The organism is Gemmatimonas sp. (genome assembly GCF_046594945.1).
Taxonomy (GTDB): domain Bacteria; phylum Gemmatimonadota; class Gemmatimonadetes; order Gemmatimonadales; family Gemmatimonadaceae; genus Gemmatimonas.
The window spans coordinates 38,837-59,918 of sequence record NZ_JBKJRB010000015.1; the positions used below are offsets into that span (position 1 = coordinate 38,837).

A 21,082-nucleotide genomic window follows, 5' to 3' on the forward strand; every position below is an offset into this window, starting at 1 on the left:
GCGCCGCCCGTCCCTCATCGAATACGCGCGTAGCGAATCGTCGGAAAGCCCGCGACACCGGTGTTGCTGTAGTAGTCGGTGATCTGAAGCTTGTACACGCGCGTGCCCGTTTTTACGAGGTACGTATTGAACGCGGCGTGCAGTCGATCATTGCCCTGCAAGTTGTAGCGAAACGGCGCGCTCTTATCGAGCACCGAATTCAGGATCGGGCCCACGAGCGTGGACAGAAACGTGGCGAACTGCGGCGCGTCGCTGGCAATCGTGGCGTTGGCGAACGTCGGTGACGTGGGGCCAGGAGAGGTCCCCGCGTTACACGCAATGTTTGGCACGAGCGACAGCTGATTCGAGGCCGGATTGAATTCGAGATCCCAGTTGCAAGCGGCGCCCGTTACGACGGCGTTCGTGGCGAGGCTGATCTGACGCACGCCGTTGGCCGGAGCGATCGCCAGCGTCTGCACCGCGCCGAGCGTGCTCCCGGTCTGCAGTCGCGACTCGAGATACAGCGTATCGACGGCAAACGTCTGCGTGAACTTGATGCGAGTCGCGCGGAACACCGCGAAGCCACCGTTCGCCAGACGGAGCTTCCAATAATTCGCCGGGTTGGCCGACGGGATGCCGCTCAGGTTCAGATAGCCTTGCCTATTCTCGGTCAGCCGATCGGTCTGGAACTGATCGTCGGCGGGAATCTGCGCCGCGCGAACCGCGTCGAAGGCCGCAAGCGTGGCAGACGGCGTCAACGCCAATACCTGCGCGTCGCTGGCCGTCTTGTTGTTGTCGAGCGCGAAGCCGAGCACATTCTTACTGGTCGCGCCACCCACGGCCGGCGAGTTCAGGCGCACTTCGTAACGACGGAAGGCCAGATCCCAGTCGCCGGTACGCGGTACGAGCGCGCCCGACGCAAAGCTGAAGTACACGAGCGTGTCCGTGCTGCTCGCATTGAGCGGGCCGAACGAGACCACGGCATTGACTGCCGGCTCCGGGGTGCCGGTGCCAGGACCCGTGGCGGCCGATTCGCCTTCGCACGCGACCAGCACGGCGAGGGCCGCAACGGACAACAACGACCGCATCATCATCGACTTCATAAGAGAAAGAGTGCCGCAGAGATTCGATGGAGTAGGCAGCACCGGCAGCTTTCGCCCGCCCGTGCGCGAGTGTGGACACTACCCATCTGCACTTCGCCGCTGCATTCGTATTTCTAACAAGGCCCGCGTAGGGGAATCCCTGTATGCGGCCGCTACGGGACCGACTGCCCTCGCACGGCGGACAACGGCGCCGTCGGTGTAGGCATCGACCCGGGTACCGCTGCTTCACGCGAGTGCACCGAGTCGAGCGGCGGACCAAGAAATGGTTCGCACACCCCTTCGGCGGTTTCGCGGATGAGCTGATCGACCACGGCGCGGAGATCTCCGGTTTTGGCGTACGTCGCGAGCTGACGCTGTGCACTCGATCCTTCATCGAGGATACGGAACGCGTACTCGACTTCCTTCCGGGTACCGAGTTCGTCGAGTACGTCGTCGAGGAACCACTCTACCAGCTCGCGAATGAGTACCGGCGCCGGGAGCTCTTCCTTCTTACCGAAGTCGATCAGCTTGCCGCCGAGGCCCCAGCGTACCGCGCGCCACTTGTTCTCTTCAATGAGATCCTGGGCATACACCCGGAACGTCATGTTGTCGCGTCGCAGCTTCCACATCTTGGCCACCACCGCCTGCAGGATCGCCGCAATGCACACCGCCTCGTCCACCTTCGTGTTCACATCGCAGGCGCGGAACTCGAGCGTCGGGTAGATGTGGTGCGGACGCACATCCCACCAGATCTTCGATCCGTCAGGAATACTTCTTGTCTTCACGAGGGTGTCCACGAGATCGGCGTAGTCCCCCCATCCGTTCAGGATCCGCGGGACACCGGTGCGCGGGAAATTCTTGAACACGATGCTGCGATAGGAATGCAGACCCGTGTTGCGCCCAAACCAGAAGGGCGACGATGTGGACAGACATAAAATGTGAGGTAAAATGTAGCGCGCGGCATTGAGGCAGTCGATGCGAAATTCCGGATCTTCAATGCCGACATGCACATGCGTGCCGAAGATGAGCAGGCGGTGCGCCAAGTCCTGCAACTCCGCCTTCACGCCAAGGTATCGCTCCTTGGGCGTCATCTCCTGGTTCATCCAGTTCGAAAAGGGGTGCGTTCCGGCCGAGGCGATGGTGAGGCCATGCTGGCCCGCCGCCTTGATAACCAGTCCACGCAGCTTCACGAGCTCCGAGCGCAGTTCGGCAATCGAGGAGCACACCTTGGTGCCGATCTCCACCTGACACTGGTGGAGTTCTGCTTTGACGTCCGCCAACTGCGCGTCATTACTCGACACCAGCGCATCGAACCCCGGCGTGAGGTCACGCGTGACAGGGTCGATGATCTGATACTCTTCCTCGATTCCAACGGTCAGGCTCGGTGCGCGCACTTAACCCCCCACGCCCACACGGGACGTGCTGTTCGCGGTGGACCAATCCATAGCAGCCCGAATGAAGCCGCCAAACAGATGCCGGGTATGAGGATCCGCCATCTCAAAAACTTCCGGGTGCCACTGCACCCCAACGAGAAAGGCATCGCTGTCGCCCTCGACCGCCTCAATCAATCCATCGTCGGCGGTCGCCGATGCCACCAGCCGCTGCCCGAGTTGCTTGATGCCCTGATGATGCATGCTGTTTACGGGCGACCGTGTGGATTCAAGCAAGCGTGACAACTTTGTGTCCGAAACGATATCCACCGCGTGCGCTAAATGGTCGCGTTCGAAGCCAGCCGTCGGAAAAAAATCGTGCTTGTTGAATGCAGGATTTTGTGAGGCGAGGTCCTGCCAGAGGGTACCGCCCGAGGCCACGTTGATGACCTGAAGACCGCGACAAAGCCCAAGGACCGGCTTGCCGTCTTCGATCGCCCAGCGCACCAACTGCAGCTCCACGCGGTCACGCGCCGGGTCGAGATTGCCGCATTCCTTGCGGATCGATTCGCCGTACTCGGCGGGACTGATGTCGACGCCACCGGGAATAAGCAGGCCGTCGAGCCGTTCATAGATCTCGCGCAAGGTGAGCAGATCGTCGTCGAGCAGCGGAATCATCCAAGGCACTGCACCGACCATGGTGGCGGCCAGGAAGTAGCGCTGATTCATCACCCATGACGATGGCAAGCCAGGCGGGATGCCATCGATCGAGTGCAGCGTTTGCGTAGTAAGCCCAATCACCGGGCGCTTGAAAGACGACATCAGCGTTGTTCGACGAGAAAAGTAGGAACGTTCGAGCCACCGCCGGCGGTGACATTCAGCAGCGGATCGGTTGCAATGCGGGTGAGACAGCCGGACATCGTAACACCGTCGGCGAGGAAGGGAGCGGTGTCGAGCATGCGTTCGCCCAGATGAAGCGCGCCGTCGGTCCACTCCGGCCACAGTTCGCTGGGCACCTCCACCCGCTCCTGCACGATATACGGCTCGGCAAGGGCCGTCCGAATGGCCGATTCCCATTCGGCATCGTTCACCGTCCACCCCAGCACGATGCCCTTTCCACCGTATTCGTCGTTTGGCTTGAGCACGAGGGTGGCGCGGTTGGCGGCAGTGAATTCCAAGAGATCGACCTGACTGGCGCCATACTGCGTGTGTCGCGCCTCCACCACACGTGTCCACGGGACATGCGCGGCGACGGCCGCCTGCTCGTCGTGGGTGAGCAACGCCGCCTGCCGTTCGTCACTTAACACGGCAAGTGAGGCCTTCTTATGTAACATCTTACAACGGAACGGGTTGACCATACACACTGCACCCTCTCTGACAGCTTGAATCACCGGCGAGCCGAGCCCTTCTCGAGTGACCAGTTCGTCGATCAGCACGCGTTTGTAGATCATCGTAACGTGCTTTCCGCCGATCATCAGCTTTCCGTTTGCGTACTCCGCATCGCGCGGATCGCCGATGAACGCATCGATCCCCAGCGCTGTGAACTCCCGCTCGAAGAGCACGAACTCGCTATAGGTGGGCACTTCTTTCCAATCGAGAATGACGATCGTGGGCGCCTCACGCACGCCGCGCCAACTGTAGAACGCGTTGAGCAGCGAGTGCACGACCGACGGTGTGGCCGGCAGCGGCATCGCGATATGCGTCCGACCGAACTCGTGCATGACGGGCAACGACAGGAAGGCACGCGATAGCGCGTCGTTGTACGCCGCGCCGGCGGGGGTCTCCGCGTTGTACTCGGTAAACTTGAGCCCCCCGCCCCCCTCCGCAAAAAAGGCATCGAGTCGCGAGGTCGGACTGGCGACATCGAAGCCAGGGTCGGCGTGGATCAACTGCTCCTCCCACGCCGTCAGGCCGAACTGGGAGCGTAAGGCCGCGTTCGCCATCGCCGCCACCCGAACTTTTTCAAACGCGGCGCCCACCAACGCGCAGGCGCGGGCCAGTTGCCGGTACTGGGCAAGACTGAGGAAACGCGGACGCAACACGCTGCACAGTGGTCGCTCCCCAAAGAAGAGCCCGTCGTGGCGCAGTTGTCGGTCCAGCACTTCCGCACTCGCCTCGGCAAGGCCGCGATCCTGCAACGTGTCGTGGTATCGCGCGATGGCGGATGTGGACATAAGTCGTCGGTAAAATTTGTGACCAGCGAAGAAGCCAGCGTGTACACCCTTCTCCCTACTCCCGACTGCTTACCCCCTTACTCTGCTCCCCAATCACCACCCCAGTCGGCAACACACGCGGCGCCGTCGCCAACGTGATCGCGAGGTCTGCCATGTGCTCAACCACCCACTCGAAGTAGGTCGGCGTGAGCGAATAGATGTCCATGTCGGGAGCGGGGTTCATGAAGTCGATGGCGTACGGAATCCCATCCTTCACAGCAAACTCGACGGTGTTCATGTCGTATCCCAGTGCATTGCAGAGCGTGAGCGAATCCTTGATACAGCGCGCCTCGAGCTCTTTGCCCAAGTAGCCCGGGTCGGGGATATAACGGCGCTCCCCTGGGTCGTAGGGCATCGGCAGAACCTCCGCGCGGCCCAGCGCCATGCAGCGCACGTAGGCGTCCCACTTGATGAACTCCTGCACCACCATCGTGAGCAGTCCACTGTTGTTGTAGTGGTGGACCAGCTCTTCCATGGACGCGCAGATGTACACGTCGCGCCAGCCGCCGCCGTGCGCATCCTTGAGCACACATGGAAACCCGATGTATTCGGCCACGCCCTTCCAGTCGAGCGGATAGGCCAGATTGCGCAGCGACTCGGTGTGCGAGATGCCCGGGATGTAGTCTTTATTGGGCAGGATCATCGTTTTCGGGTGTGCGACGCCATTCTGGATCGCCACCGTAGCGTCATAAAACTTGTCGTCGGCCGACCACATGAATGGGTTGTTGACCACGGTCGTCCCCATGCGCGTCGCGTGCTTGAGGAAGGTGCGGTAGAACCCGACCTCATGCGAAATGCGGTCGATGATCAGCGAATACGGGACGTCCTGTCCCATGCGGGTCGCATCGAGCGTGATGTAGTCTGCGGTGACACCAGACTTCCGGCGCGACACTGCCTCCAGAAAGGCAGGGGGAAACGACCATTCCCGGCCGACCAGCAATCCAATCCGTGGTTCCATCGACACGTCTGTACTCCTCATAAGGGGCGCGTGATCACGGGAGAATGCGCCAAAACGCGCGGCTTCGCCATGGTCCCGTGTGGTTTGTCCGCGGTACGGCCGGGTTCGCCGATGCCGCACGCAAACCGCTTGCGGAGATGTGTTAGCAAACAACAGAAAAGCACTTTTGTGACAACACGTTATGTGGACAAACCACCCCACGCAGCCGCAAAGCGGCAGGGTATCACGGAACCACTTTTCCACAACCACGGAGGGGCGATCTCCCCGTGCGATGCGGAGTTACCGACTTATCCACACACGTTTCAACGTATATCCACAACGAGATCAACAACTTAGCTACTTCCGGTCGTATTGCGCTGACGCCTAGATCGTCATAACATCACCGCCCACCGCTGATCCAACGCAAGTCCAAAAGACGGTGCTCACGTTTCTGCCCTTCCTGGATAACGCTCATGCATGTCGTCTCCTGCAGCGCCCCACTCGGCACCATCGACCCGGCTCCCCTCACATCCCTGCCTCTCCACATGGGCCTGGACAGTGACCGGATGACCGCGTTCTGGAGCAACGACGACCAGTATTTGGTCTGCGTCGAGGGCACGAGCGGGACCACGTGGTACCGCATTGAGACGGAATCCGCCGAGCCGGCCGCAGACGAAGCGACGCGCCTCGCCATCGGGGCCATGATGGCCGACATCCTTCCCCTCGGCGCGGGGCGGATCGCCTTCCCAGTGGGCAGCAGCGGACGCCGCGTGTATCGCGTCTGGCGTGCCTCAACACGCGCGTCCGGAGGCGCGTCGAAAGGTGGACGGACTAGAATCCTGGGAGTTCTAGCTGGGCGGTCACGCCGCCTGCCAGCGTAACGCCGGCAGCTTGAAGCCACGCCAGCAATACGTCCTGTCCATGATCGCCAGCCATGGCGGAGCGCGCCGCGCTCAAGTGCAGCTTGAACTCTCCCGAAACATCGGGCAGTGTGCGTCGGAGCACGGCCACCGTAAGGAGCTCGGTTGCGTCGGCCAGATGACGGATCGCGAACTCCGTCATGCGGGCGCGCAAGGCGGCCGTATTGAGGAGCGGGCCTTCGCCCGGCACTTCATGGTCAGCCCGACGCTCACGGAACGCCGCCAGTCGATTCCGCGTGGCGGACAGCATCGGCAACTCCTCGGCGGCGCTATCGGCGTGCGCTGCGATTGGGGCGCCCATCAGCCCCAGCCAGGCCATCCACAGCGTCCCGCGGGCGTACGCCTCCCACGGCTCGTGCTCGAGACGCAGCGCCGCCTGGTGCACGGTCTCGGTGACGTGATTGCGGACTGCCCACCAGCGAATGTAGGCCTCGGTCTGTCGCGACACGAGCGCGAGGGCGCCAAGCTTGAGCGCCCACTTCACGGCCGATTCGCCGTCGTCGGTGGGCGATCGGAGCGCCGCCGAGCAGCGGAAGGCGCGCGCCGCCCCGAGGGCCAACACGGCTTGGGCGAGATCGCGTCCGGCACTGGGGGCCGGCTGCAGCGCGGCATCGAGCTGGCTGAGGGCCGCCAACTCGTATGCGGTGCCGAGCAGTGCCAGTCCGTCGGCAATCGGTTCGCCAAGTCCGTCTCCGGGGCGAAGGGCAGCCGCGTCAGCCCGCTCCAGCAGCAGCGCACGCCGCTCGCTCGGAATCGCGGCCACGGCCCAGTGATCGTCGAGGGTGGTTCTGGCGAGCTCCGCCAGATCCCTCGCCGCAAGATCACGTTCAGCTACCGGGGTGAGGACGTGCATCCAGCCTCCTCCAGGGGAGAGCTCGAACCGTACCCTGTCCGACACCCGACGTGGTGTTGGAGCAGGCCTCAAACCTCTGATCGAAGCACACGCCGGCGACGACCGAGTGACCGATCGAGTCCGTTCTGCTCCGCGCCGCCGACATGCTAGGCGCCCGTTCGGCATCAGGAAAACGCCGAACCACGAATCATCTGCAGTAAGCAACGCCATAGCATGCGGTTATCCCCGCCTGTACCGCATCGTCATCACTGTCGCATTTATGTAACAGGACCGTTCCTGTCAAGAGCAAACTCGGGTGAACCCCGTGTAAACCCCTGACAGACGGCACTTTCCGGAGATTTCACGTGGGATTTGAGTCATCACAGGTCGCGCGGCGCCGTTTGGCCGCCATGGCGTCGAGCAATGGTCGAGTACAGGAAGCCTTGGCGACGTCGGCGTTTCCCGGGTTCTGGCAGTCCTCGTCGCACCAGGAATCGAGCCACGACCGTGACGTAGCGCAGGGCGCGAGCGCGGCGCACACCGCTTGCCAAGGTGGCGCGTTGGTTCGTCATCTGGATGATCTGGCTCAGGACATCGTGGCGATCCCAGGGGCCGGTGGTGCCCTTCTTGCGGCATATGCGGCGCAGGCCCGCGCACTCTCGATGGTCGTCGAAGCCGCCAAGCGGGCCGGCACTTCACCCCTTCCCGCCTCCGTCCTTATGGCCGCGCAAGACGCGCTCTCTGCTCCCTCGCCCCTGCCGGGGCTGGTGCTCGGTTGACCAGTCTCTTACTGCGCGTGATCGCCGCGGCAGCGGTGCTCGTGTCCGCCGTCGATTCACGTGACCTCGGCGCACAGTCCGGCCAGGCCGCCGAGCTCTGGCGCGCGGGCCGTGCGCTCGCGCTGCGTGGACAACTCGACTCAGCGCTTCGCACCTTAGAACAAGCGGGCTCTGCCGCACGCACTTCCGGCGACCTCGCGACCGAACAAGCCACCAGGCGCGGCCGAGCTGATCTGTGGATGCTGCGCAGCTGCGCCGACAGCTCCACCGTGATTCTTCGTGAGGCAGTCACCGCCGCCCCCCCGGGCGATCGGTCAAGCGCCGACGGCTTGGTGCGCCTGCTGGCGTCCCGAAAAGCGGTGACGGAAGCGCGCAGCGTGCTGGTCAAGGCCTACGGCGACGTTCCGTCGGTCGGCAGCAACATCACCCGCGAGAGTATCACCTTTCTGCAGGGCATGGCCGCCGTGGAACTCGCTGGCGGTCAGGAATCGGCCGCGCTCTCTACGCTGAACTCCGCCCTCGCCATCGCGGTCCGACTGCACGAAGGCGACGTGAAGGATCGCAGCGAACATGCCGTCGGCGAGATCACCGACGAAAATGCGTGGTTGATGTTCGACCTCGCCCAGCTGCGACGCACCGCGAAAAGCCCGGCGATTCGTTCGCCGCGGGAGCACGCCCGCATCATGGCCAATCTCGTGAAGGCTTGGCCCACACTCGACGTGCTTCCCGACGACGGCTTTCCGATCACCCGCTTTGTCGATCGCCTGGTCATGCGAGCCGCGTCGTGTGCCGGCGACGGCAGTGCGTGTCCCGCTCCGATTGTCGCCAAGGGGTGTCCATAGTCGGCCGGCATCGTAGGAACTGATCGCACAGAGAAAAAGAGCAAAAGAGAAAAGGAGAAATTCCTTCACTTTTGCTCTTTTTCTCTGTGTCTCTATTTCTCTGTGTGATCTGTTCTTCTGCCTACCACCCGCCGCCGATCAGTTGTTGCCCTTCACCTCGACCTTCTTCTCGGCCTTCGGATCCTCGAGCGTTTCCAGCACCTCACGCCACGAGAACTTCTTGCCGTTGCCGAGCACCCAGTAGTTCATCCACGCCATCTCGGCCGTGCTCTTCACAAGCCGGTTCCGCGCGTCGGGAATACCGTGTGAGGCGCCGGGGTACATGAACAGTTCCGTCGGCACGCCAACGCGCTTGAGCCCCATATGCAGCTCGACGCTCTGCGGGCTCGGCACGCGCGGATCGCCTTCCACCACGTGAATCATCGTCGGTGTTTTGGCGTTGCGGATGTACCTGATCGGTGACTGCTTCCAGTACGCATCGAAATCGTCGTACGGGAGCTTGTCGCCGAGGTAGTACTGACGGTTCCGCTGCACGTCGCTCTGCGCGTACATCGAAATCCAGTTCGAGGTGCCGGCGCCGCTCGAGATGCCCTTGAAGCGGTCGGTGTGCGTGAGGATCCAGTTGCTCCAGTGGCCGCCGGCGCTCCAGCCCAACACGCCCATTTTAGTCTCGTCCACCAAGCCCTGCGCGATGAGGGCGTCGACGCCGGTCATGATGTCGTTGTAGCCCGGCTCGAAGTAATTGCCCACGATGCCGTTCTTGTGCACCTCGCCGTAGTTCGTGGAGCCGCGGTAGTTGGGCATCAGCACCGCCCAGCCCTGCCCCGCGTACACCTGCGCGCCGTAACCACCATTGAACGACAGCTGGTCGGCCGCCGCCGGGCCGCCGTGAATGGCGACGATGAGCGGGTACTTCTTGCCGGGCTGATAGCCGACCGGTTTGAGCAACACACCGCCCACCTTCTTGCCATCCTTCGACGTCCAGGTGACTTCGGCCTCCTCACCGAGCGCGAGCTGCTCACGCACCCAAGGATTGGGATCGGTGAGCTGGGTCCACGAACTCCGCGACACCAACGCCGCGAGCGACGACACGGTGAAGAGCGACGGCGTCGTCGTCGGATCCTGATACGAGATTATCAGGCGTTTCGTGGCCTCATCCTGCGTCACCGAGATCACGCCCTTCACGTCGGTGACCGCCTTCACCTTACCCGACACCACATCGAGTGCGAACAGTTGTTGCGTGGCCTTGAAGCCTTCGTTGAAATAGATCGTCCGGCCGTCGGCCGACCACCAGTCCGCACTCACGTCGCCGTCGAGATCACCGATCTTCCGCAGTGCAGCGCCCTTCGCGTCGGTCGCGCGCACGTACACGCGACGGTTCTTCATGTTGTACGTCGTCATGTCATCGGACGCCGAGAACGCGATCGTGCGCGAGTCGGGTGCGAAGGAGAATCCCGACTCCGCCGACTCGTCGTTCTTCGTGAGGCGCTCGATGCTGCCATCGCGCGTGTCGAGCAGGAACTGATCGGCGTAGATCCCTTGCTCGGTGATATTGCGCTTGTAGCGATCGTTGGGCACGGCAGTGAAGCCCACCCACTTGCTATCGGGCGCGATCACAAAGGCGGTAACCGCCAGCGACGTGTCGCGCGTGACGCGCGTAGTCGGCCGCGAGGCCGACGCCAGGTCGACCATCCACAGCGAGTTGATCGACGTCACGGCGTTCCGTACGGCCACCGTGAACTTCTTCTCCACACGCGCCTTCTCGTCGGCGTCAACAGTGTCGGCGGTGATGAAGTACAGACGACGGGAGTCGGGGGCGAGCTCCCAGCTACCCACGCCGGTCGGGTGCGTGGTGAGCGGCGTGGGCGTGAGGGAGTCGAGCGGCGTTCCGCCATCGAGCGACGCCATCGCGAGTGCATAGAGCTGTTCCTCGCTGGACTTGCCGCTGCGATACACCAACCACTGTCCGTCCTTGCTGAAGGCGAATGTGCTCACGCCTTCCTTCGCATTTGTGATGCGACGCGCTTCTCCACCATCAGCGCGCATCAGGAAGAGCTGCGGCTTTGCATCGCTCGCGGCTCCGTCGCGGTTCGACGAGAACACGAACCATCCGCCGGCGGGCGCCCAGCGCGGCGAGGATTCGTTCTTGTCGGCGGTGAAGGTGAGCTGGCGGGTGGTCTCCAGACCGCGGTCGGTGCGAACCAGATAGAGGTCGCTCTGGGTCGTCGCTTCTTGCCAGTTCGGCGTCGTGAGCGCGTAGAGCATCTGGTTGCCATCGGGCGAGATGGCCGTGCCGGACACGGAGCGGAGCCGCTGCGCATCCACCCAGGCCATCGGCCGTTTTGCCTGTGCCCAAAGCGGGGAGGCCATCGAAACCAGCAGGGTACCGCAGGCTGCCAGCCGTGTGGCAGAGGGAAAGAACGATCGAACGGGCACGTTTCGCATGGACAGCCTCTGAACGGAAGGGGAACGCCGAAAGTCGGCTGATCTTGCACCCGGCGCCGAACACTGGCAACGTCCCCAGATGCGTTCACCCTCTCTAATACGTCGCAGCGGTGCCACCGCTGCGCTCCTGCTGCTCAGCGCGATGCCAGCCGCCGCGCAAAACGCCCCGGCCCAGCGCCCCGCGTACGACCCCACCCTGTACAGCGACGGCACGAAGACGAATCGCGCCTTCAAGGCGCTTCGCTGGCGCAACGTGGGCCCGTCACGGGGAGGCCGCGCGACGGCCGTGACCGGCGATCCCACGAAGCCGTTGGTCTTCTATTTCGGTGCCGTCAATGGCGGTGTCTGGAAAACGACCAACGCCGGTCAGTCGTGGGATAACATCACCGATGGCAAAACCGACATCTCATCGGTCGGCGCGATCACGGTGGCCGCGAGCGACCCCAATGTGATTTGGGTCGGCACCGGCGAAGGCAAGCCGCGGGAAGACCTCACCTACGGCACCGGCGTGTACCGCTCCACCGACGGCGGGCAAACCTGGACGCCGCGCGGCCTCGCCAATGCCCAGCAGATCACGTCGCTGCGCGTCCACCCTGCCAATCCCGATGTCGCGTTCGTGACGTCGCTCGGTCACGCCTTTGGCCCGTCGCCGGATCGCGGCGTCTTTCGCACCACTGACGGTGGCGCGACGTGGAAGAAGGTGCTGTTCCTCAACGACAGCACCGGCGCCGCCGATCTGTCGATCGACGTGAACAACCCGCGCATTGTATATGCCTCGATGTGGAAGTTCCAGCGCACGCCCTGGGGCATGAATGCCGGTGCCGGTCGCAGCGGCCTGTGGAAGAGCACCGACGGCGGAGACAGCTGGACCGAACTCACCTTTAACCCGGGCATGCCGAAGGGCTTGATCGGGAAAATCGGCGTGGCGGTCTCTCCCGCAAATTCGCAGCGCGTGTACGCCAATATCGAAGCGCAAGATTCCTTGGGCGGTGTGTTCCGCTCCGACGACGCCGGCGCCACGTGGTCACGCACCAGTAGCGATCAGAAATTCGTGGTGCGGCCGTTCTACTACATGAGCCTGACGGCCGATCCGATGAACGAGAACACCGTGTATGTCATGAATCTCACGGTGCATCGCTCCATCGATGGTGGACGCACGTTCACGCCGATACGTGTTCCGCATGGCGACACGCACATCATGTGGGTCGATCCGAAGGATCCGAACCGCCTCATCAACGGCAACGATGGCGGCGCGACGATCTCGATGGACGGCGGCCGCACCTGGAGCACGCAGGGCAATCAGCCCACGTCGCAGTTCTATCACGTGACTACCGATACGCAGCAGCCGTATCGCATATACGGGGCGCAGCAGGACAACAGCACGGTATCGATCGCGAGTCGCTCCGACAACGGCTTCATCGGTGAGCGCGACTGGTTCCCGGTGGCCGGCTGCGAAAACGCCTACATCGCGATCGATCCGAAGAATACGGACGTCACGTTCGGCGGGTGTTACATGGGGCAGCTCACGCGCCACGACAAGAAGACCAATACGCGGCGCGACGTGTCGGTGTGGCTTGGCAACTACGACGGCATCGCCGTGAAAGATGTGCCGCAGCGCTTCCAATGGACCTTCCCGATCCATTTCTCACCGCACGATCCGACCACGCTCTACACCACCTCGCAGTACGTGTGGCGCTCGAAGAATCAGGGGGCGTCATGGGACAAGATCTCCGGCGACCTCACGCTCGCCGACACCAATACCATGGGACGCAGCGGCGGCCCCGTGAGTGGTGACATGACCGGCACCGAGTGGTATGCCACGATTTTCGCCTTTGCTGAATCGCCGATAAAAGCGGGCGTACTCTGGACGGGCAGCGACGATGGACTCGTGCACGTCTCCACCGACAATGGCACCACGTGGAAGAACGTGTCACCGAAGGCATTCGGGAAGTTCACGCGCGTGTCGATCATCGAAGCCTCACCGTTTGACGCCGGCACGGCGTACCTCGCCGCGAACCGCTATCAGCAGGACGACTTCACGCCATACCTGTTCAAGACCGCCGACTACGGCGCAACGTGGACGCGCATCGACGCCGGCATTCCCGTGGGGGCGTACACGCGCGCCATCCGTAGCGACGGCAAGCGCAAGGGGTTGCTCTTCGCCGGCACAGAAACCGGCATCTACACGTCGTTCAACGACGGCGTGAATTGGGAGCCGCTGCAACTCAACCTGCCGCGCGTAAGCATCCGCGACGTGCGCGTGCACGACAACGATCTCATTGTTGCCACGCATGGTCGCGCGTTCTGGTCGCTTGATGATATCTCGACGCTGCGCGCGCTGGGCGACTCGATCACCACGAACGCCACGCATCTGTTCGTGCCGGCTCCGGCAGTTCGCTGGGCAAGCGGTGGCGGTCGCAGCGGCAGCGCGGGCGCCAATCCGTCGTTCGGCGTCACCGTAGACTACTGGCTCAAGTCCAAGCCGGCGTCACCGATCACCCTGCAATTCCTCGAGTCGAACGGTACGGTGATTCGCACCTTTGCCAGCGATGCCCCCGACAAGAAGGACAGCACCGGCAACGCGCAAGCCGACTCGGCGGCCAACGCGGCGCGCGCATTGCAGAACGTGGTGCAGCTCTCCTACGCCCCAGCCGACTCCGTGGTCCACGCGCGGGCCGGCGCAAACCGCTTCGTGTGGAATCTCATGTACACGGGCCCGAAGCGGATTCCCGGCTCGATCAACGACGATGGCTCCTACGAAGGCGCGATGGCGGTGCCGGGTAACTACACGGTTCGACTCATCGTGGGCACGGATACCCTGTCGCGTGGCGTTACGGTGCGCGCCGATCCGCGCGTACAACTCGCGGCAGCCGAATACAAAGCGCAGTTCGATGCCGCCGCGGCGGTCGGGGCCCGCATTACCAGCATTACCGACGCGGTGGCGCGCATGCAGGATCTGCAACAACAGCTCGATCAGCGCGCACGTCAGGCCAGTTCCCAGGCGTATGCGGACTCGGTGAAGACCATGGCGACCGCGCTGCGCAAGAAGCTGGAAGCGGTGCGCGCCGAGGTGTACGAGGTGTACACCAAGGCCGATCAGGCCACGCTCAACTATCCGATCAAGCTGTATCAGATGTTCGTCACACTGAACGGTCAAGTGAACGAAGGCACCAATCCACCTACACGACAGCATGGGGAGATTCTCACCGATCTCTCCACGAAGCTGAACGTGCAGCTGAATACGCTGCAGCAGCTGGAAGACAATGATCTCCAGCAGTTCAATGCGTTGCTCACGCGACTTGGCGTACCCAACGTGTTCGTAGCTCCCAAGAAACCGATCGGATAATCGCTTCAGCCGCCTGAGCGGAGCCGCAGTTTGTGCGCCCGCTCGAGCGCTTGGAGGTATCGCTTCTCGCTGTGCTTGTCGCGGCCTTTGTGTTTGACGTCGACGCCGGCCATTACCGCGAGCCCACTGATTCGCAACACCGGCGCGTTGGGATTTTCGGTGGCCTCCGCACCGCGCACCGAAAAGCCGCCCATCACCGCCATGCCCGTCACCTCGACGCGCACGCCGATGGGCACAAAGATCTCGACACCGCCCCAGAAGGTAAAGATCTCGATTTCCGTGACGCCGGCGCCGAGCTTCGCCTCACGAAGGTCGAGCTGACCGCCGCCCATTACGGCGACCACACGCAAATGGCGCGGTACGATCCAGCTGCCGCTACGGTCGAATCCTCCCATCAGTGCCAGCGCCGCGCCACGCGCCGGCACCACAGGATCGGCGGCCACGCGATTCACCGATGCCTCGTCGGCCAACGAGCGAGTGGGCTCGGCCGGATCCCCCAGCAAGACTTCCAGCTCCCCAAGTGCCCGCGCACGGTACACCGCCGACAGGCGCACGTCGAGCTGCTCCATCGACAGGCGGTCGGTCGCGAACGCGGCCGACAACACCTGTACCACGTAGTCCCGCTGCACATCGGAGAGCACAGCGGGCGCGTACGGAAGTCCCGTCATCGCCGCATCACAGCGCGGGACGCTTCATGTGAATGTCCGTCGCCTTCTGGAACTGATGGGCGACCGAGAGAATCAGATCGTCGTTGTACAAGTTGCCCGTGATCACCCCGCAAATGGGTTGCGCCTTGTACACCGGGGCCGGAGTGGCGGCATTCGCGCCACCGGCCCCACCGCCGCCACCGAACTGCGGCACATCGAACTTGTATGGCAACACCGCGCACGGGTGACCGGTTTGCGCGTTGGGTCCCACATCAGCATTGGGGCCGGCGATGAACAGGTCGAGATCCTTCATGAACTCGCCCCACTTCGCCACCAGGAGCATACGACGACGCTGACCCTGCACGAACTCGAAGCCGCGCGTGGCACGGCCGCTCAACATGCGCGGATTCCAGTCGGCGGCTGCCATCGGATTGGTGGCGCCCTGCTCCACACCCTTCGGCAACGCCGCCACATTGTTGCCGAACGGCGCATTGCCGGTACGCGGCGCGGCGAACATCGTGTCGAGATCGAGACCAATCTCCTTGGCTTTGCGCTGCACGTAGAAGTCGAACGCCGCCGCCGACTCCACGTTCAAGGCGCCTTGCGTGCCCGCCACCGTGGGTCGGGCGCCGATGGCTTTCGGATTCATGCCGAGGGCGCGCAGTGTGTCCACCAGCTCCTTCGGTGCGGCCGGGTCTATACCAATGCGTAGTGACGCCAGCTTGAGATTTCGATCGAACTGGAACGGCATGGTCACCGTGCTCGCATCCTTTTCATCCACGCCATGCAGCACGCTAAACACCATCGCACAGTCCTCCACGCTGCGGCACATCGGCCCAACGCGATCCATCGACCACGACAGCACCATGCCGCCGTATCGACTCACACGCCCGAACGTGGGACGCAATGCGCTGATGCCATTGCGAATAGCTGGCGACACGATTGAACCCTGTGTTTCGGTACCGATCGAGAACGCTACGCAGCCGGCGGCAGTGGCCGATCCCGGACCCGTGGAGCTGCCACTCGATCCGATGTTCGTGTTCCACGGATTATTGGTGCGTCCGCCATACCACCAATCGTTCTGTGCGAATAAGCCCGTGGCCAGTTTCGCCAACAACACCGCACCGGCGTTTCGCAATCGCACCACGACCTCGGCATCGTAGTCGGGAATCTGATCCCTGAAGTCGGCCGAGCCCCACGTGGTGGGCACGCCCTTCACGGCAAACAGATCTTTGATGCCGTACGGGACGCCATGCAGTGGTCCGCGATACTTGCCGGCGGCGATCTCGGCGTCGGCCTTGTCCGCTTCAGCACGTGCCTGCGTGGCCAGCAGCGTGACCACGAAGTTGAGCGTCGGGTTGAGCGTTTCGATACGTGCGAGGTAGATGTCGGTGATCTGCCGCGACGTGATCTTGCGCGCTTTGATCAGCGCGGAAATTCGGTGCGCCGGTAGGAACGCGAGATCGTCGGCGTTCGTGGGCACCGCACCGCTCCACCTCTCGACCGCGTGCGCCGTGCGCGCGAACGCCGCGGCGCCCTTCTCGCGCACCACCCGTTCCATGAGCGCGCCCGTACCACCGGGATACGGCATGAACTGCAAGGCGGGCGCTTCGCCGTTACCGAGGGCCACCGGTGGCAGCTGCGGCGGCTGCGGCGGCTGCGCCGCGCCACTCGCCAGTCGGCCCATTCCGCCAGCTCTTGCCGAGGCACCCTGCGCACCCGCACCCTGCGCACCGAACGTGCTCGCCGCCGCCGCGACCAGTGAGTAGAACACAAACTGACGACGGTCAACACCGACCGCCGATTCATCGTGATCGGCGGCCGCCAGCTCGGCCTCGGCTTGCTCCAGAAAATCCAGGGGGGTATCCACGCAGGGGCTCCAACAGAAAGAGACAACGGATCGGGACCTTGAATGCTCAGTCCGAATATCTCTCCCGGTACGCGCGGGGGCGAGCTTCGTTGAGCGTGCCCGGCGATACGGATTCTCCAACGAATTTCGCTACGGGTCCTGAATGCGGAACACGAAGGGTTGTTCCACCAGCTGCGATACGGCGCGCCCGTGCAGGATGGCGGGTCGGTACTTCATTTTCGCCAGCGCCGTTCGCACGGCCGCCACAAACTCCGGGTCCGGCTTGTCGAGTACAACGAACGACGCGGTGTCCACCTGGCCGATCGTATCCACAATGAAGCGCGCGTACACTACTCCCTGAATGCCCGCCTTGAGGAGGGCCGGCGGATACTGTGGACCTTCGGCCGAGGGGTCGAGCGTGACCGTGGAGTCGACCTCGATTTCGCTGTACGCTTTCTCCGAATCGTTCGACGCCTCGGGGAGATCGAGCTCCTCACCCGCCACGTCACCGAGGCTACCGCGCGGGACCGGCGTCCGGCCGTACTCCGATGTTTCGATCACCGGAATCGACACGGCGTTCATTCCGCCGAGCCCGATGTACTGGAGCGTCTCCTGTACCGGAGGCGGCGCCGATTGGCGGAGCGGCGCGAGAAAACTGACCGCCTCGTCGACCAACGGCGTGGGCGCGATACGGTTCAACGCGCGGGCGCCAATCACGCACACCGCCACGAGCGCGGCGTAGGTGCCCACACCAAGGACCTCGGCGCCCACGGCGTGCAGCGTGGTCCGGCGAGTAGACTCGATCAACGTGAAACGAACTTTTGCTCTGGGCATGTCGCTACCCGGCGGGCGCGAGACGATGGCGGGGACAACGGGACCTGCTTGATCAATGCCGAACGTGGCGCGGGTTGGCAAGGGGGGATGGCTTGGCTGCTGGGATCGCTGGGCGACCGGGCCCGGCGGCGGACGCCCTTGGCTGGCGCGTTCGTGAATGCCGTGAAGCTAGCGCAGCATCGGCAACGGACTTGTTCTGCGTAGCCGAGTCGAGTCCACATACAGCGTCGCCACGATTGGCTGCAGCATGACTAGCCGGGAGATTTGTGGCATGCCAACGCACTCACGTGGGTTTGCAGTGCTGCGTTCACGTATCGAGTGTTGAGTTGCGCAACCTACGACTCGGAACTTCAACTCACGACTCGGGACTCATGTGCGTCTCTCCGCCGCCACCCTACTCGCCACCCTCCACCACCACGTTATCCGGAATGGTGAGCGGAATCCGCGCCCGTCTGCTTTCCCGTGCAGGATATTGGAGTTGACCAGAATACGCGGACACGAAGCGAACTCCATGATGGGCTGTCGGAACAAATCGGTGACGCTGCTGTGCATGGCGATCGCCCTCTTCTTCACCCTCATTAGCCATGTCCCCGCGTACCGCATCGAGGGGCCCGAGACGTTCTCCCAGTTTGCGGAATCCGTGTAGGCGACTGCTCCTCGCCACGTCGTTCTTCTTCTTGAAGGGCTACTTGCAGTTCCTCGTCGATCAAGCAGACCGCACCAAGTCCCTGACCGTGCTTGTCGCGTCAATCGGTCGAGTTCCTACTTTTGCGTTCGGCCTGACAATCTTTCCGGCGTTGCGGTGGGTGGCGTGGAGAGTCCAACCGGCCGCGCGGACGAAGCGAAGTCTGATCTCGGAGGCGACCGGTACTTGACAGGTCAGCGCTGAGCGTGCAACGGCTGGCCGCCTGCGAGAAACGCACCGTTAGGCGCGAAAGGGTGGTAGCGGAAGAGCATTCGTCCTGCGGGCGATCACCCTCTCGAAGGGTGATGACCGATGGCCGAGCACGATCGTGCGCTTGCACATATTTATGGCATGATCGAACTCGCCGCGCTTTCCACGCCCGCCTTGCACGCTATCAAGCTCAGGCTGACCAACTGGCTCGTCTACATCGCCGCCTTGGACCTCTTGGTGGTGCTCGTGCTGGCCTATCTGTTCACCACGCAACCGCTCGCGCGAGTCATGCCCTTCGTGCCCATTCTCACGCTGCCGGCGATCGCGTTGTTTCCGGTTTTGCGACGTGTGCACGCAGTCAAGAAGGAGCTGTCGCAGCGCGGCGAGTAGGGTCACGCCACACGCATGCACGCTCGCCGCGATCTCTTCCGGCGTGGCTGGTCCGTGTAGCGCCAACCGAACGGTCATGCGAAATATCGGCGTCGCATCATCCGACGACGCCGGGGCGATAGTCACAACGGTCTCGCCGGGAACGACGGGTCCGCGCATAGCCGTTGACCTAGTGTCATGTCCGCTCTGCAACTCCTCTGGTACAAGCGGGATCTCCGGATCGCCGATCATGCGCCGCTCGCCGGAGCCATGGCCGCGGGACCGCTGGTGGCGGTGTACGTGCATGAGCCGGAGCAGCAGCACGCCGCCGACCGGGATCTGCGACACGACCTCGTGTTGCGCGATGCGCTCAGCGAACTCCGCGCGTCGCTCCAGGCGCGCGGCGCGCGACTGATCGAGCTGCATGGCACGCTCCCCGACGTCTTCGAGGCGCTTCATGGTGTAATGCCCTTTTCGGCGATCTGGGCGCACCAGGAAACGTGGAACGCGCTGAGTTACGCGCGCGACCGACGGGTCCGAGCATGGGCCAAGCAAGCGGGCATCCCGATGCACGAGCTGCCCAGCAACGGCGTGGTGCGCCGCCTCGGATCGCGCGACGGCTGGGCCGAGACTTGGCAGCAGCGCATGCGCTCGCGCCTGATACCCGTACCGCGCTACCTCGTGTCGCCCGCCGAATCACTTATCACCGCGGCGCTGACGGCGCTGCCTGACGGCATGCGCAGGCCATCGAGGCTGATCGAGGCACCGCCGTGGGCCGACTGGCAGCGAGGTGGCGAAGCGCGCGCTCACGAGATGCTGCAGTCGTTTCTCTCGAGGCGCGGACGGGACTATCGCCGTGCAATGTCGAGCCCCAACGAATCGCCGGCAGCGTGCAGTCGTATTTCGAGCGCACTCGCGTGCGGCACGCTGTCGGTGCGGCAGGCCTATCAGGCAGCGCGGCTGCGTGCCCGCGCGCTGCGAGACGAATCGCGGGCGCAACGCGACGCCGATGCCGATGCGGCGCAGTGGTCGCAGAGTCTCGTGAGCTTTGCGTCGCGACTGCATTGGCACTGTCATTTTATCCAGAAGCTCGAAGATGAACCGCGACTCGAGCACTCGCATTACGCGCCGATCTTCGATGGACTGCGACCGTCGCAGCCGGACATGGAGCGACTGCGCGCGTGGCGCGATGGACAGACCGGCTATCCGCTGGTGGACGCCTGCATGCGCTCACTGCGCGTCACTGGCTGGCTCACGTTTCGCATGCGCGCAATGGTGATGAGCTTCGCAAGCTATCATCTCTGGCTCGACTGGCGACACACCGGGCCTGTGCTCGCGCGCTGGTTCACCGACTACGAGCCGGGCATTCATTGGACCCAGTGTCAGATGCAGTCGGGAACCACGGGCATCAATACGATTCGCATCTACAATCCGTACAAGCAAGCCGAAGAGCACGACGCGGCCGGCGTGTTCGTGCGACGATGGGTGCCCGAGCTCTCCGCACTATCCGGTGCCGACCTCATCCGCCCCGAGCGCACGCCGCTCATGATGCAGCAAATGACCGGCTGTCTGATCGGGCGCGACTATCCCACGCCGATCGTTCCTCACGAAGCGGCGTACGCGTTCGCACGCGAGCGCATGCACGCCATCAAACTGGCGGCACAGCGATCCGGGAGTGCTCAACGCGTGTACGATCGTCACGGGTCTCGGAAAACGCCGTTCAATGCACGTACGCGCTAGCAT

General features: G+C 63.4%; 15 protein-coding genes. 5 read left to right on the plus strand and 10 right to left on the minus strand.

The features are described 5' to 3' along the window. Positions 1-14 precede the first annotated feature (14 nt). From ACLL97_RS02195 to ACLL97_RS02220, 6 genes are all read right to left on the minus strand, one after another. Positions 15-1,082 carry an HmuY family protein gene (locus ACLL97_RS02195; RefSeq protein ID WP_411278836.1) on the minus strand — a complete coding sequence of 356 codons (1,068 nt, stop codon included), beginning with the start codon at positions 1,080-1,082 and terminating at the stop codon, positions 15-17. 152 nt (positions 1,083-1,234) lie between these two features. Next, on the minus strand, positions 1,235-2,455 hold the full coding sequence (locus tag ACLL97_RS02200) for a carboxylate-amine ligase (RefSeq protein ID WP_411278837.1): 1,221 nt from the start codon (positions 2,453-2,455) through the stop codon (positions 1,235-1,237). After that, complete coding sequence (locus ACLL97_RS02205) at positions 2,456-3,253, minus strand: gamma-glutamyl-gamma-aminobutyrate hydrolase family protein (RefSeq protein ID WP_411278838.1); 798 nt, start codon at positions 3,251-3,253, stop codon at positions 2,456-2,458. Further along, positions 3,253-4,605 carry a circularly permuted type 2 ATP-grasp protein gene (locus tag ACLL97_RS02210; protein WP_411278839.1) on the minus strand — a complete coding sequence of 451 codons (1,353 nt, stop codon included), beginning with the start codon at positions 4,603-4,605 and terminating at the stop codon, positions 3,253-3,255. The genes ACLL97_RS02205 and ACLL97_RS02210 overlap by 1 nt, the downstream gene beginning before the upstream one ends. Positions 4,606-4,660: 55 nt before the next feature. Next, on the minus strand, positions 4,661-5,602 hold the full coding sequence (locus tag ACLL97_RS02215; RefSeq protein WP_411278866.1) for a RimK family alpha-L-glutamate ligase: 942 nt from the start codon (positions 5,600-5,602) through the stop codon (positions 4,661-4,663). 810 nt (positions 5,603-6,412) lie between these two features. Next, complete coding sequence (locus ACLL97_RS02220) at positions 6,413-7,354, minus strand: hypothetical protein (RefSeq protein WP_411278840.1); 942 nt, start codon at positions 7,352-7,354, stop codon at positions 6,413-6,415. Positions 7,355-7,698: 344 nt separating this feature from the next. Between ACLL97_RS02220 and ACLL97_RS02225 the strand changes: the two genes are divergently transcribed. Both ACLL97_RS02225 and ACLL97_RS02230 read left to right on the plus strand, forming a co-directional pair. Further along, positions 7,699-8,112, plus strand: a complete 414-nt coding sequence (locus ACLL97_RS02225; protein WP_411278841.1) for a hypothetical protein — start codon at positions 7,699-7,701, stop codon at positions 8,110-8,112. Further along, a complete protein-coding gene (locus ACLL97_RS02230) occupies positions 8,109-8,954 on the plus strand; it encodes a hypothetical protein (protein WP_411278842.1) in 846 nt (281 codons plus the stop codon). The genes ACLL97_RS02225 and ACLL97_RS02230 overlap by 4 nt, the downstream gene beginning before the upstream one ends. Before the next feature lie 138 nt (positions 8,955-9,092). Here ACLL97_RS02230 and ACLL97_RS02235 read toward each other — a convergent pair whose 3' ends face one another. Continuing rightward, the gene (locus tag ACLL97_RS02235) at positions 9,093-11,324 is read right to left on the minus strand and encodes a S9 family peptidase (protein ID WP_411278843.1); all 2,232 of its coding nucleotides are present in this window, start codon (positions 11,322-11,324) and stop codon (positions 9,093-9,095) included. 154 nt (positions 11,325-11,478) lie between these two features. On the opposite strand from ACLL97_RS02235, the gene ACLL97_RS02240 reads away from it, so the two are divergent. After that, positions 11,479-14,745 carry a WD40/YVTN/BNR-like repeat-containing protein gene (locus ACLL97_RS02240; RefSeq protein WP_411278844.1) on the plus strand — a complete coding sequence of 1,089 codons (3,267 nt, stop codon included), beginning with the start codon at positions 11,479-11,481 and terminating at the stop codon, positions 14,743-14,745. Between the two features lie 5 nt (positions 14,746-14,750). On the opposite strand, the gene ACLL97_RS02245 is transcribed toward ACLL97_RS02240, so the two are convergent. The 3 genes from ACLL97_RS02245 to ACLL97_RS02255 all read right to left on the minus strand — a co-directional run bounded on the left by ACLL97_RS02245 (position 14,751) and on the right by ACLL97_RS02255 (position 18,075). Then, the gene (locus tag ACLL97_RS02245; RefSeq protein ID WP_411278845.1) at positions 14,751-15,413 is read right to left on the minus strand and encodes a DUF1707 domain-containing protein; all 663 of its coding nucleotides are present in this window, start codon (positions 15,411-15,413) and stop codon (positions 14,751-14,753) included. Positions 15,414-15,420: 7 nt separating this feature from the next. Continuing rightward, positions 15,421-17,262 (minus strand): amidase, encoded by a 1,842-nt coding sequence (locus ACLL97_RS02250; RefSeq protein WP_411278846.1) that lies wholly within the window; start codon positions 17,260-17,262, stop codon positions 15,421-15,423. A gap of 129 nt (positions 17,263-17,391) precedes the next feature. Further along, a complete protein-coding gene (locus ACLL97_RS02255) occupies positions 17,392-18,075 on the minus strand; it encodes an energy transducer TonB (RefSeq protein WP_411278847.1) in 684 nt (227 codons plus the stop codon). Positions 18,076-19,072: 997 nt separating this feature from the next. Between ACLL97_RS02255 and ACLL97_RS02260 the strand changes: the two genes are divergently transcribed. Further along, complete coding sequence (locus ACLL97_RS02260; protein WP_411278848.1) at positions 19,073-19,360, plus strand: hypothetical protein; 288 nt, start codon at positions 19,073-19,075, stop codon at positions 19,358-19,360. Positions 19,361-19,537: 177 nt separating this feature from the next. Beyond that, positions 19,538-21,079 (plus strand): deoxyribodipyrimidine photo-lyase/cryptochrome family protein, encoded by a 1,542-nt coding sequence (locus tag ACLL97_RS02265; RefSeq protein WP_411278849.1) that lies wholly within the window; start codon positions 19,538-19,540, stop codon positions 21,077-21,079. Positions 21,080-21,082 lie beyond the last annotated feature (3 nt).